Below are 13,917 nucleotides of genomic sequence, written 5' to 3'. Positions count from 1 at the left end.
CCTTACAAGCAGAAGGTCGGGGGTTCGATCCCCTCATTCTCTACCAAAACCGGAAACTTAAGAAGTAAATTTTTAAGATTTTTAGGTAATTATAAGTTTTTAGGTAATTATAAGTGTTATTTAAGCCTATGTAGCTCAGTTGGTAGAGCATCTGACTGTTAATCAGAATGTCCTAGGTTCGATCCCTAGCATAGGCGCCATTTTAAATTTTTAATATTTTATTTTCAAAAGTAGTTTGTGATGTTTGTCGCATTTATTTTAGAAAAAAAGGGGATTTTCATGACTTTAAAAGTGTTTGAAACTACTTTTGAAAATAATTTACTTATTATAGAAGTTAATAAATTAGCTAAACAAGCTAATAGCTCTATTTTAGTGCGTTATAAAGATACTGTTTTATTAAGTGTTTTGGTTATTGGTGATAATGAAGTTTCTTTAGATTATTTACCTTTGATGATTTTTTATCAAGAAAAATTTTATGCAGCAGGAAAAATACCAGGAAATTTTTCTAAAAGAGAAGGTAAACCTTCTGATGCAGGTATATTGAATGCTCGTTTGATAGATAGAACATTAAGACCATTATTTATTAAGAATTTTAATAAAGAAATTCAAATTGTAAATACTATTTTAAGTAATGATGATAGTTGTAATAATGAAATTTTTGCTATTTTAGGTAGTTCTTTAGCATCTTTAATTTCTGACGCTCCTTTTGATAAAGCTGTTGCAGCAGTATGTGTAGGTCGAATTAATAATAAATTCATTATTAATCCTGATCCTCAACAAAAAAATATTTCTGATTTATGGTTATTATTAAGTGGTACTGAAGATAAATTAAATATGATAGAAATTAGTTCCAAAGAAATTTCAGAAAAAGATTTAATATCAGCTATGTTATTTGGTCATGAATTTATTAAACAATTATGTAGTTTCCAGGAAGAAATTAAAAGAAAATTAAATATTGTTAAAAATATTCATTCAATAAATAATTATAATATTGATTTGTTTAATAAATTTAAATTTAAATATTTTGATATTTTTAAAAATAATTTTAAAAAATTAATTAATAAAAAATTTGTTAAAAAGATTTTTTCGGATGAAATTAATAATATTAAACATATTATTTGGGAAAAATTTATAGAAGATAAAGAATTTGTAATTAATATACCCAAAGATTTTATTGTTGTTTGTGAACATCAATATAAATTGGAAAAAACAAAAGAACAATTTACACATATGTTTAATGATTTATTCACAGATATAATGAGAGAAATTGTTTTAAAAGAAAAAAAAAGAATTGACGGTCGAACTTTAAACGAAATTCGTGTTATTCAAACTGAAGTAGGAGTTTTGCCGCGTACTCACGGATCAGCTCTTTTTTCTAGAGGTGAAACTCAAAGTTTAGCGGTGGTTACTATTGGTGCTTTAAGTGAATGTAAATTAATAGATGATCTTAGCGAAGAAGAAAAAGAATCTTTTATTGTTCATTATAATTCTCCACCTTTTGCTGTAGGTTCGATTGGTAAATATATGATGCCTTCTAGAAGAGAAATTGGTCATGGAATGTTAACTAAAAAAGCTTTATCTAATGTACTTCCTATTGAAAAAGATTTTCCATATACTATTAGGGTAGTATCGGAAATTTTAGAATCTAACGGTTCATCTTCTCAGGCAACTATTTGTGCAGCTTCTATGGCTTTGATGGATGCAGGAGTACCTTTATTACGACCTGTAGCGGGTTTAGCAATGGGATTATTTTTTGAAAACGAAGATAATTATGCTATTTTAAGTGATATTCAAGGTTTAGAAGATCAAAAAGGTGATATGGATTTCAAAATCGCCGGTACTATTAAAGGTATTACAGCTGCACAAATGGATATTAAAATAGAAGGTATTAGTTTTAATATTTTACAAGAAGTTTTGGAAAAGTCTCGTTTAGGCAGAATAGAAATTTTAGAAAAGATGAACAATACTATTCAAAAACCTCGAGAACATATGTCTGTTTATGTTCCAAAGGTGAAGATGATTAATATTCCTGTAGATAAAATTCGTGATATTATCGGTGCTGGTGGTAAAATTATTAATCAAATCATTGAGACTTATGATAATGTTAAAATAGATATTCAACAAAACGGTAATATTTTTATTATGCATAATAATGAAAGTATTGTTAATCAAGTATCTAATTATATTTTGAATTTAGTAGATGAAATAAAAATAGGTAAAGTGTATGAAGTTACTGTTATAAAAATTTTGTATGATAAAAAAAGTGGTCATTCTTTTGCTGCTATAGTTCAGATTTTTCCTGGGATCGAAGGATTTATTCATATTAGTAAATTATCTAATTCGAAAGTTGAATGTGTTGAAGATGTTATTTCGATAGGACAAAAAGTTTTAGCTAAATGTATTTGTATTAATGAAAAAGGTAAAATAGATTTATCTTTGATTTTGGAAAAATAATTATTTAAATTAATATTTAATTTTAAAAAAAATTTGTTAAAATAATCGATGATAAGAATAATGGAAGGTGATCGAAGTTAGATATTTTTTTGAAATTAAAAATTTCTAATTTAGGAAAGTCCATGTTAGCACATAGGGCGCCAAAGAGGCCTAATTATCTTGTCAATTGACCAATGACCAGTGCGATAAACACCGAAAGGGTAAGAACGGTTCCGGAATGGAAACACTCAGGAATTACAGCAGTTCTTAAAAGCGGATTGCGACGAAGTAGCTAGTCAAAACGATCTCGCCACCGAATGGTTCCATGGATAAGCCTGCAATGGCCTAAGAAGAACAAGTAGATGTAATTAACAAACCTGTTCGTAAGCTACTATAAATGAACAGTCCAGGACCTATCAATTTGGTATGTGGATTAGATAGTTTATCAATTTAAATCTGGAATCTCACCATTTTAAATGGTTACTTCACCTAAAGAACCAAGGTAGATATTTAGAGCAACTTGGAGAATCCTAAAACCAAATAATTAAATTTATAAATCAGGAAATAAAAGCCCTGATGGGTAAGGATAAAGAATCTTCTTAGTAGTCGTAAGAGTAAACCTAGATTTGGAATAATCTAGACAATCGTCTTACCAAGAAGAGAGATAACGACTCTCATAGGGCGAAGGAAGAAAGTAATTTATTGTTTATTCATTGAGACCGCAGAAGGGATAGGCAATACCTATGAACGATTTTGAGTCATTAAAATCAAGGCTTCTACGGACAATGAATGAGATTCATGACCAGTCTTTAAAATAATACCCATTAAAACAAGAACTCAAATGGGGGATGAACAACTTAATTAATTCACACCTCGCGTTCAACCAGGTGGCCACCAATAAGGGGGCAGGAACACCGGGAATCGACGAGAGAATAATAGATGATATGGACTTAAATAAACTAAAGAAATATCACCAAAAATACGTTCACAACCAATATAACCCAAAACCGGTTAAAAGAGTTCACATTCCGAAGGGGAAGGGTAAAACCAGACCACTCGGTATCCCAACCATGCACGATAGAATTATCCAGAAAGCCCTGGAACAGTTACTAACTCCCTACTTTGAGAATATCTTTTCGGAATGGAGCTTTGGATTTAGGCCTAAGAAATCTGGGCTGGATGCTGTTAAGCGGATAGAACATAGATTCAAAGGCATTGACTACCTGATTAAGATTGACATTGAAGGTTTCTTCGACACCATTGACCATGACATTCTCCAAAAGATGCTACACAAGTACATCCGCAAGGAGAAAGTGCTTAAGACCATCCAAGGATGGCTGAAAGCAGATTTCATGGATAAAGGATGGTAATATAAAACTACTTCAGGTTCTCCACAAGGTGGAATCATCTCCCCTCTACTAGCTAATATCTATCTAGATTATCTGGACAAGAAATTAGGGTTACTAGTTAAAGAAGGAAAAGCGCAGTTCAAAATAAATCCGGAGTACAAAAAAACCATACGATTAAGAACCTATAAGGAAAGGGAAAAATTCAACAGCCAAATTAACCTCAATCCTAATCTTCGCGTAGAATACGTAAGTTATGCCGATGATTTCATTATCGGTGTTAAAGGAGAAAGAGATAAAGCTGAGAGAATTAAGAAACTGGTTAGTCAATGGTTGACGAGAGACCTAGGTCTTAAAGTCAGCAAAGATAAATCAAAAATTGTTCCAGCGACCAAATGATGTAAATTTCTATCGTACCTGGTTAAGATTAATCCTACCAGAAATAACATAACGAAGAAAACAACCAAGAATTCTTTGAATGGTAGAGTTAATATATTGATAACACGGGAGACTGTAAGAAAATATACTAACAACTATGGTTGGAAAAAAGGGGAAAAAATAGTACCTGACCAAACCCTAGCTCATCGGGAACCATTGGAAATTATTAAGACATACAAAACAATTGTCCGAGGAATCATCCAATATTTCTGCATGGCTAGGAACCTAAGTCAACTAACGTATTTAAACTACATCGCAGAATACAGTTGTTTAAAGACACTAGCAGGAAAATGAAAAACCTCCATTGCCTAAGGTCCGGAGGAAGCTCAACCATCCGCTAGGATGGGGTATTAAATACAATTTACAACCCCAAAAGGCAAAAGTTGAGTTATGGGATAATTTTTCCTGGGGAAGAATCAAAAGAATGAGAAACTATAAAGGCAAAATAGCCGAAATAGCAATCAATCCGAATCTTTTCAAAGGAAGAACGAAACTAACTGACAGACTGGCAGCACAAAAATGCGAGGTCTGCCAATTAGGAAATCAACTCCTCGAAATCCACCATGTCGGAACCATTAGAGATTCTAATTGGAGAAGCGTGATGAACAAGAAAACAACGGTACTCTGTCAGGTTTGTCATTGTAAGAGGACCAACCAACAAATGTATGATATTAAAATATTTGAGAAGAACAAAAGGTCAAGAATAAGCATTTAACCAGTGGTGACACGAAGTTAAACTCTAAAAAGGGGTAAATTACGGAAAGCGGTGTGCTTGGAAACTTGCCCGCACCGTTTGGACGGGGGCTATTGGTAATATTTGATAGAAAAACAAATCCTATCAGAGAAACGCAAATAATCTATCCGTATCCCGGGAAATGTATGTAGTGTTTGTGCTTAAGAAAAAAATAACTTAAGGCATTTAAATTTATTTAAATGACGGCTTTGAAATTCTAATAACTTATTTATAAAGTAAAATAAGTTGATGAATGTAAAAATAAAGTGCCACAGAGACGAATTGATTAGAAATGATCAAGTGAAACGCGGTAAACCCCTCAAGCTAGCAACCCAAAAAAAGGTAGGGGCATATAAAAATTAATATTCCCTTTATGCAATATAAAAAATTAATTTTTATACTATTTTAAAAATAGAGATAAATGATCACACTTATTGATGAAATAAGAACAGAACATGGCTTATGCACATTATTTTCTTATCTGGAGAATCTTTTTTTTAAAAAAGATTCTTTTTTTATTTATTTTAAATGTTACAATTGTTAATTTAAAAAAAATTATAATAGTATAATAATATGGGTTATGATTTGCCAAGTAGGAGTTTTTACATTATATGAATAAAGAAGATATGACAGAACAAGAAACAATTAGAAGAGTTAAGTTAGATAATTTAAGAAAAAATAATGTAGAACCTTTTCGTAATAAATTTATAGAAACTGAATCTATTAGTTCTTTATTGTTTCAATATAACTCTTGGACAGCTAATCAATTGGAAAAAAATCAAATATTAGTCTCTGTAGCTGGTCGAATCATTTTAAACAGAATACAAGGTAAAGCTGGTTTCGCTAACATACGTGATTTTGAATCTGATATACAAATTTATATTCGTCGTGATAACATTACAGAACAAGAATTTAAAATTTATAATTTGTTGGATTTAGGAGATATTATTGGCGTTACAGGTATATTATTTAAAACGAATACGGGTGAATTGACTATTAAAATTTTTAAATTAGTTGTTTTAAGCAAAAGTTTGCGACCTCTTCCTGATAAATATAAAGGCTTACAAGATAAAGAGGTAATGCGAAAAAAACGTTATTTAGATTTGATTGTTAATCCTAAAGCTCGTAAAACTTTTGTAGATAGAGTTAAAATTATTCGTTTTCTTAGAGATTTTTTTAATAGTGAAAATTTTTTAGAGGTTGAAACAGCTGTATTAAATTCTTGTGTTGGCGGCGCTAATGCTAGACCTTTCGTTACTTATCATAATACTTTAGCAGCTAATTTTTATTTAAGAATTGCTACAGAAATTTCGTTAAAAAAGTTAATTATAGGCGGTATGAAAGCCGTTTATGAAATAGGTAAAGTATTCCGTAATGAAGGTATTGATGCCAGTCATAATCCTGAATTTACAACTATAGAAGCTTATTTGGCTTACGCCAATATGGATACTATGATGTCTTTAGTTGAAAAATGTTTGAAAGAAGTTTGTTATAAACTTTTAGGTAAGTTAGAGTTTAATTATCAAGGAAATTTGATTAAATTTGATCACTTTTATAAATATGATATGATTGAGATTATTAAACAAAAAACTAATATTGATTTTAATAAGAATATGTCTTTATTAGAGTGTCAAAAGTTAGCTAAAAATCACGATATCACTTTAGAAGGTTTTTACAAAAAAGGTCATATTATATCTGCTTTTTTTGAGAAATTTGTTGAACCATATTTGATACAACCTACTTTTATTTGTAATTATCCTATAGAAATTAGTCCTTTAGCTCAAGTACATCCGCGCAATTCACAATTAACAGAAAGATTTGAATTATTTGTGGCTGGTAAAGAATTGGTCAATGCTTTTAGTGAATTAAATGATCCTATAGAACAAAGAAAACGTTTTGAAGAGCAGATCTTGCAAAAGTCATTAGGTAATGATGAGGCTCATGAATTAGATGAAGATTTTATAGAAGCTTTAGAATACGGTATGCCCCCAACTGGTGGTTTAGGTATAGGAATAGATCGTTTAATCATGTTATTAACTGATAATTCTAATATTCGTGATGTTATTTTATTTCCTCATTTAAAAAAGTAACATAGGAATCATCATATTATAATAATTAATTATTAATTTGTTGTTCTATTTTATTAGTGAAGGATTGATAATAATGAACAATTTATTTTTATTTTGTAAAATAAAAAAGTTATTTTTATATTTTTTGAAAATCATAAATCATTCTCATATTAATTCTGATATGGATTATGAAAATATGGATAATATCTATATTATTAAATTAGCTGATAAAATTATAGAACAATTTTCGTTGTCAGAAATAACAATAAATATTGAATTTTTACAAGAACATTTATTGTATTATCTTCAAGAACAAGAATCGTTTTTACCTACTCAAGAATATAATTTATATATGATTATAATATTTTTAGAATCTTTTTATTTTGCTGAATTTCAAATATTAAATCATGATGAAAATAATAATATTTTAAATTATTTTGAAACGGAGTATGATAAACGAAATTTAAAAAAAATTTTTAATTAAAAAGTATTTATTAATTATAATATAATTTTTTATATAATCAGAATGATTTTTATATATTAGTTATTTGGGTATTTAATGTTATTGGTTATTGGTAAGAAAGTGTTTTGCGTGTTATGATAGGGGTTTTTTATTTACAAAGTTTTTATAGCATTAAAAAAAGTGTTCATTCAGTGGAATCTTTGGTTAAAAAAGCGTACGAAAGTAAATATGATTTTGTAGCTTTAAGTGATGTCGAAAACTTGTACGGGATGATTCAATTAATGAAGTTTTGCCGTGAATATAAAATTAAACCTATTATAGGAGTGCAAATTTATATTTATTTTGATCTTTTAAAATATCGTGATATTAAAATTAGTTTTTTAATTTATGCTTTTGATAATGATGGTATTAATAATTTAATTAAGATTTTAAACTTTATTCAATTAAATAATAAAATAACTGTAATGGATCTTCAAAAATTTCAAGATGGTATTTTTTGCATTTTATCTAATTTAGATTTTATTTTATGTGATATTTTAAAAGATGAAATTATGAATTTAACCATTTATGAAAATAAAACTCTTTTTATTTTTGAAACTTTGCGATTTTTTCAAAAAAATATTAAAAAATTATTTTTTGGATTTTCGTTACAATCTTTTTTATTACAAGATTATGCAGGTTTTTTTTTAAATATAGCTAAAAAATTAAATTTAAAAGTGGTTTTAGTTAATAAAACTAATTATTTAGTTTCGGAAGAAAAATTAATTTATCAATATTTATATAAAATAAATGATTATCAAAATAATATTAAAAAATTTATTAATCCTCAGCAAATTAATGAACAAATTACTTTGGATGTTGAATTTATTGACTATAAACAAATTCAAGAACGTTATCAATTTTACAATATTAATGATTTTGAATTATTTCTTGATTTAGAAAAATTTTTACCATTAATTAAATATGATATTTCCCCTCCCTCAACTGTATGCGATTTTAAACATGATTTAGATTGCGATAATTTTAAATATTTACAAAAAAAAGCTAATAATTTTTTAACCTATTATTTGCAAAAAAATATAAATATAAAAAAACATATTTTTTATATTCAACAACTACAAAAAGAATTAATTTTGATTAAAAAAATGAATTATGTTGATTTTTTTTTAATTGTTTTTGATTTAATACAATATGCTAAAAATCAAAAAATTTTAATAGGGCCTGGAAGAGGTTCTTCAGTTGGTTCTTTATTATGTTTTTGTTTAGGAATTACTGAGATTGATCCTGTAAAATATAATTTGCTTTTTGAGAGATTTTTAAATTTTCAACGAACAACTGTTCCTGATATTGATATAGATGTACCTGATGATCAGGTTACTAGAATGATTAAATATCTTGTTGATAAATATGGAATTGAACATATCGCTAATTTAATTACTTTTCAGAAATATTCTAAAGATTCTTTTCTTATGGATTTAAAATTAATTAACCAAAATGGTATTGAAATCAATATATCTCGTGCTAAAGCGATTTGTTCTCGATTTGCTTCTATTATTCAAGGTATTCCAAGATTAGTTGGCACTCATCCTTCTGGAGTCATTATTACTAAATTAGATTTATCTAAACATTTACCTATTCAAAAAAATTCTAATAATTCTGTTATATTATATCGTGTGCAATTTGATCATAAACAGTTAGAACAATTAGGTTTTATTAAATTAGATTTGTTAAATTTGCGAAATCTTTTTTTAATTAATAAAATTGTTACTTTAATTGAACAAACAAATCAAATCAAAATAGATTTATCAAATATACCGTTAAATGATTCTAATACCTATAATATATTACAAAAAGGAGATACCAATTATATTTTTCAATTAGAATCTTTATCTGCTAGGAAAGTTATTGAACGTCTTAAACCTAAAACATTTGAAGATTTGGTTGCTGTTTTATCTTTTAATAGACCTGGTGCTATAAAATTTGTAGATCTTTATATACAAAATAGAATAAATCAAGAATCAAAATTTATTGATATAGAAATTGTAGATAATATATTATGTGATACTTATGGTGTGGTTTTGTATCAAGAACAAATGATGAGAATAGCTTCAGAGTTTGCAGGTTATAATTTGGGGCAAGCGGATTTATTTATGAGACAGATTATGGCTAAATCTTCCGAATCTGTTAAAATTAATTTAAAAAAAAGTTTTATTACTCAAAGTGTTTTGTATCAGAGAACAGATGAAATGGCTAGTAAAGTTTATGATTATATTGCAAAGTTTTCTAATTATATTTTTAATAAAAGTCATGGTGTAGCATATGCTTTAATAAGTTATAGAATGGCTTATTTAAAAGCTAATTATTTACTTTATTTTGGTATAGTTTATGCAGAAGAATATCCAGATGATTATGCTAATATTCGAACGTGGTTATCACAAATTAAAAAATATATTAAAATACAAAAACCTCATATTTTATATAGTGATGTTAGTAATTTTCGTATTTTAAATAATCAACTTTTTTTACCTTTAAATTTTATTAGAGATATTAGTTTAGAAATATGCCGTACTCTTATAAAAGAACGTTCTATAAAAAAATTTGAAAATTTTGATGATTTTAAAATAAGATTAAAAAATGTTTTAAATAAGGAATCGTTGCAAAAATTTATTTTTGCTGGAGCATTAGATAATATATTCGCTTTAACTCGTATACAATTATTGCAAAATTGCGATTTTAATTATATAGAGCATAGTCAATATTTAACTAATTTTCGCAAAAAAGAATTAAAAGATAATTATGATCAATTAATTTTAAAAAAAAATTTTCAAAATGCTTTTAAATTTAAATTAGATATTATTGATTAATAATAATTTTGTAATATAGGAGGAAATAATAAATTTTGTTAAATAAAAAGTGGGATATTTTTAGGAAATATTTAATAGATAGTAAATTTTGGAAACAGTCATGGTTTATTATTTTAATTTATAGTGTTAATTTTTTAGGTTTTTTATTGATTATTTCATGGAAATTAAATAATAGAACTGTGTATCAATATAATCAAATAAATTTTTCTAATGTTTTTGATCTTCATAAAATATATCAATTTCAAATTAATGATCGACAAGAATTAGAAGAAACTATTATTTTTTTAAAATCTATGTTTCTTGGTATTATTAATGGCATTTGTTTTATGAGTTTACGAAGAGGCCTTTTAGGAATTACTTTAGGTACTTTTATTGGAGCATTTTTAGGTCTGAGTGTAGGTATGATTTATCCATCAATTATTTATTTTTTGGAATTAATTTATAAAGGAGTTTTTAAAGTTTAAAAAAATAATATTTAATTACGAGAATAGTTTTGAAAAAGTAATTAATATTTTTTTATGTTTATGCGCTTGTTGAATAATTGTATATTACGTAAAGTTGTTTTAGTAAGTTATTTTTTATCTTTAGTGATTTTTATAGATTTAGCCTTTGGAAAAGTTTTAACTTCATTTTTACACTTGCCCTTGGGTGGCCAAGTATTTAAAATTTCTTTAGTGATTTTGTGTTTATCAGGTATTTATAATAGTTTTTTAATTCATTTATTAATTTGTTGTTTATATGCTGTTTTTCATTTAATAAAAAGTTATAATTTTTTCATCTCTTTAAATCAAATTTTCTTATTGAATAAAATCCAATTATTTATTTCGTGTATTTTTGATTATATTTTACCGGATTTATTAATGAGTTTAGTAGGAGTTTTTATTAATAAAAAAGTGTTTATTACTAAAAATAAAAAAAATATTTTTTTGGGTTTATTATTGGCATATTCTTTGAGGAGTTGTTCTTTTTTTATCTCCAGTTATTGGGTTTATGCCAATATGCAATTATCTTTAAGCAATGTATGGTATGATTGGTTTTTGAATTTATTTCATGTGAAAAATGTTAATAATCAAATATTATTAATTTGTTTGACTTATTGTTTAGGAATTTTTATTATTAATTTTATTTTAAGTAATATCTTATTGTTTTTTATATTATCAAAAATTACTTATTTTTTTGATAAATATTTATAAAATTTGCTTTTTTAGTGTTAAAATAATTAGTATAGTTAAATTAAATTTCTTTTATTATTTTTGTTGAATAGATTTAATATTAAGAAATATGTTTTGTACCTAAAATATAGACACTTATTTGAAGAGGTGATTAGATATTTGTTATTATCAAATGCCAAAAATTGTTACTGAAAAAGATATTAATGAAATATTATCTATTCAAAAATTATTATTTCAAAACGGCTTAACAAATGATTTGGTTCATGAATATGTTATAATTAAGAATTTAAATGATAAATTAATCGGAGTAGTTGGTCGATATTATAATAATATTCGATGTTTAGCGGTAGATCCGGAATATCAAGGTTATAATTTGTCTAATGCATTAATTAGTTATATTATCAAAAGAATTTATCAAGATAATTTTAATGAAATTTTTGTATTTACAAAACCTGTTAATTTTGCTATTTTTAAATACTTAGGTTTTAGAATGATTTATTGTAATGAAGAATTTGGTTTTTTGACTAATAGATATGATTGTTTTGAAGAATATTTATCTTATTTATCGGATTTACGAAAAAATAATATTAAATCTAATTTCAAGAATATCTCTGCTATAGTTATGAATGCTAATCCTTTTACTAAAGGGCATCAATATTTAGTTGAAACAGCATCTAATAACAGTGATTTAGTTTATATTATTATGGTTAAAGAAGATGTATCTTTATTTTCTTATAAACAACGTAAAGAAATGGTAAAATTATTTACTGAAAATATTAAAAATGTTTTTATTGTTGAAGGTAGTAATTATTTAGTGTCTAGAAATGTTTTCCCTTCTTATTTTTTATCATCTCCGGAAAAAGTGATTCGTTCTCAAATTATTTTAGACACGCATATTTTTAAAAATTATATAGCTCGCAATTTAGGTATTAAAAAACGTTACGTAGGAGAAGAACCGTTTTCACCTACAACAAATTTATATAATGTGATTATGCAAGAAATTTTGGTTAAATCAGAAATAGAATTAGTAGTTTGTCCTCGATTAATGTGGGATTTTAAGCCGATTTCGGCAACGCAAGTTCGTAAATTATTTATTACAGGAAATTTTAAAGATATGAAAAATTTAGTACCTACGACTACTTTAAAATTTTTGCAAAAATTGAATTATAAAAAATATGCTCAAGATCCTAAACTTTCTAAATTGATTGATAAAAGTTTTTAACTATATTTAATTAAAAGATTTAGGTTATTAAAATTTAAATAATTCATAAATGAGTTATTATTTTATACACATATACTTATATTTTTTTTAAAATAAAGGAATTATTAAATACTATGGTATCCAATAACAATCAAATTGATGAAAATATTTATCAAGTTATTTTATTTTATAATTATACTTATATTAAAAATCCTCAATATTTATGCGATATACATCAGAAATTTTGTATTCAAAATCAATTATTAGGTAGGATTATTATTTCCGAAGAAGGTATCAATGGCACTTTATCAGGTTTAAAGAAAGATATTAATTTGTATATGCAATTTTTATTACAAGATGATTGCTTTTCTAAAACTGAATTTAAAATAGATTCAGTTTATGGACATGTTTTTCCAAAACTTTCTGTTAAATATAAAAAAGAAATAGTATCTTTAAAGTTAATAAATGATATTTTTCCTAAAGCTAGTCGTTATGTTGAACCTAAAGAATTTTATAATTTATCTAGAAAATCTGATATTATTTTATTAGATGCTCGTAATAATTATGAAACAAAACTTGGATATTTTTTAAATGCTATTTTGCCTGATATTAATAATTTTCGAGAATTACCTTCTTGGATAGATAAAAATTTATTTTTTTTTAAAAATAAAAAAGTTTTAACATATTGTACTGGCGGAGTGAGATGTGAAAAATTATCTGTTTATTTACAACAAAAAGGGGTTTCTGAAGTTTTTCAACTAAAAGGAGGGATTATCAAATATAGTCAAGACAAGGAAATTCAAGGTGATGGATTCCAAGGTAGTCTTTATGTTTTTGATAAAAGAATTTCCGTTAGAGTTAATAAAAAAAGGCATTCTATTGTAGGTAAAGATTTTTTTGATCAAACTCCTTGTGAAAGATATATTAATTGCGCTAATCCTGAATGTAATAAGCAAATTTTATGTAGTTTAGCGAACGAAATAAAATATTCAGGTAGTTGTTGTCTTCTTTGTCGACAACATATTAATAATCGTTTTAATCGCGAAAATAATAAAAAAACTATAAATGTTAATTTTTAATTATGAATAAATGATTTTATAATATTTAGTAATTAAAATAATATGCTAATTTATTTTAATTATATTGAAATGATGTTAAGGAAGATGATTTCGATGAAAATCGATTTAATAAAGAAAGA

General features: G+C 25.9%; 10 protein-coding genes, 1 tRNA gene, 1 other RNA gene and 1 pseudogene. All 13 read left to right on the top strand.

Annotation, left to right across the window (positions count from 1 at the left end; all coding sequences use genetic code 11):
- The first annotated feature begins 124 nt into the window (after positions 1-124).
- The 13 genes and pseudogenes from NQK76_RS01485 (at position 125) to trhO (ending at position 13,798) form a co-directional block, all read left to right on the top strand.
- A tRNA-Asn gene (locus NQK76_RS01485) sits at positions 125-200 on the top strand.
- Positions 201-279: 79 nt separating this feature from the next.
- On the top strand, positions 280-2,454 hold the full coding sequence (locus NQK76_RS01480; RefSeq protein ID WP_054598481.1) for a polyribonucleotide nucleotidyltransferase: 2,175 nt from the start codon (positions 280-282) through the stop codon (positions 2,452-2,454).
- Positions 2,455-3,281: 827 nt separating this feature from the next.
- Positions 3,282-4,178 (top strand): annotated as a pseudogene (locus tag NQK76_RS01475) (reverse transcriptase domain-containing protein).
- Between the two features lie 75 nt (positions 4,179-4,253).
- The gene (locus NQK76_RS02555; RefSeq protein WP_320415239.1) at positions 4,254-4,511 is read left to right on the top strand and encodes a group II intron reverse transcriptase/maturase; all 258 of its coding nucleotides are present in this window, start codon (positions 4,254-4,256) and stop codon (positions 4,509-4,511) included.
- Positions 4,512-4,641: 130 nt separating this feature from the next.
- Positions 4,642-4,932, top strand: coding sequence for an HNH endonuclease (locus tag NQK76_RS02575; protein ID WP_336622654.1), 291 nt, complete (start codon positions 4,642-4,644; stop codon positions 4,930-4,932).
- An 81-nt stretch (positions 4,933-5,013) separates the two neighbouring features.
- An RNA gene (gene rnpB, locus NQK76_RS01465) (RNase P RNA component class B) lies at positions 5,014-5,418 on the top strand.
- A 143-nt stretch (positions 5,419-5,561) separates the two neighbouring features.
- Positions 5,562-7,040: a lysine--tRNA ligase gene (lysS, locus tag NQK76_RS01460; RefSeq protein WP_004995429.1), complete on the top strand. Its 1,479-nt coding sequence runs from the start codon at positions 5,562-5,564 to the stop codon at positions 7,038-7,040.
- A 73-nt stretch (positions 7,041-7,113) separates the two neighbouring features.
- The gene (locus tag NQK76_RS01455; protein ID WP_054598483.1) at positions 7,114-7,503 is read left to right on the top strand and encodes a hypothetical protein; all 390 of its coding nucleotides are present in this window, start codon (positions 7,114-7,116) and stop codon (positions 7,501-7,503) included.
- A gap of 113 nt (positions 7,504-7,616) precedes the next feature.
- Positions 7,617-10,346 (top strand): PHP domain-containing protein, encoded by a 2,730-nt coding sequence (locus tag NQK76_RS01450; RefSeq protein WP_255872669.1) that lies wholly within the window; start codon positions 7,617-7,619, stop codon positions 10,344-10,346.
- A 35-nt stretch (positions 10,347-10,381) separates the two neighbouring features.
- Complete coding sequence (locus tag NQK76_RS01445) at positions 10,382-10,810, top strand: hypothetical protein (RefSeq protein WP_193622091.1); 429 nt, start codon at positions 10,382-10,384, stop codon at positions 10,808-10,810.
- Positions 10,811-10,864: 54 nt separating this feature from the next.
- Positions 10,865-11,539 (top strand): hypothetical protein, encoded by a 675-nt coding sequence (locus tag NQK76_RS01440; RefSeq protein ID WP_004995437.1) that lies wholly within the window; start codon positions 10,865-10,867, stop codon positions 11,537-11,539.
- Between the two features lie 151 nt (positions 11,540-11,690).
- Positions 11,691-12,740 carry a [citrate (pro-3S)-lyase] ligase gene (citC, locus tag NQK76_RS01435; protein WP_193622089.1) on the top strand — a complete coding sequence of 350 codons (1,050 nt, stop codon included), beginning with the start codon at positions 11,691-11,693 and terminating at the stop codon, positions 12,738-12,740.
- A gap of 113 nt (positions 12,741-12,853) precedes the next feature.
- Positions 12,854-13,798 (top strand): oxygen-dependent tRNA uridine(34) hydroxylase TrhO, encoded by a 945-nt coding sequence (trhO, locus tag NQK76_RS01430; RefSeq protein WP_004995441.1) that lies wholly within the window; start codon positions 12,854-12,856, stop codon positions 13,796-13,798.
- Positions 13,799-13,917: the final 119 nt, after the last annotated feature.

Origin of the sequence: Candidatus Phytoplasma australasiaticum subsp. ipomoeae (genome assembly GCF_024425275.1) — a bacterium.
GTDB classification, from domain to species: Bacteria; Bacillota_I; Bacilli_A; order Acholeplasmatales; family Acholeplasmataceae; genus Phytoplasma; species Phytoplasma australasiaticum.
Note: the sequence above shows the minus strand (reverse complement) of the source record. Positions and strands in the feature narration are given on the sequence as shown.

What these genes read in the sequence shown, in the direction of transcription:
- lysS (WP_004995429.1), top strand. Translation starts at nt 5,562, where the DNA reads ATGAATAAAGAAGATATGACAGAACAAGAAACAATTAGAAGAGTTAAG.
- NQK76_RS01455 (WP_054598483.1), top strand. Translation starts at nt 7,114, where the DNA reads ATGAACAATTTATTTTTATTTTGTAAAATAAAAAAGTTATTTTTATAT.
- NQK76_RS02575 (WP_336622654.1), top strand. Translation starts at nt 4,642, where the DNA reads ATGAGAAACTATAAAGGCAAAATAGCCGAAATAGCAATCAATCCGAAT.
- NQK76_RS01440 (WP_004995437.1), top strand. Translation starts at nt 10,865, where the DNA reads ATGTTTATGCGCTTGTTGAATAATTGTATATTACGTAAAGTTGTTTTA.
- trhO (WP_004995441.1), top strand. Translation starts at nt 12,854, where the DNA reads ATGGTATCCAATAACAATCAAATTGATGAAAATATTTATCAAGTTATT.
- NQK76_RS01450 (WP_255872669.1), top strand. Translation starts at nt 7,617, where the DNA reads ATGATAGGGGTTTTTTATTTACAAAGTTTTTATAGCATTAAAAAAAGT.
- citC (WP_193622089.1), top strand. Translation starts at nt 11,691, where the DNA reads ATGCCAAAAATTGTTACTGAAAAAGATATTAATGAAATATTATCTATT.
- NQK76_RS01480 (WP_054598481.1), top strand. Translation starts at nt 280, where the DNA reads ATGACTTTAAAAGTGTTTGAAACTACTTTTGAAAATAATTTACTTATT.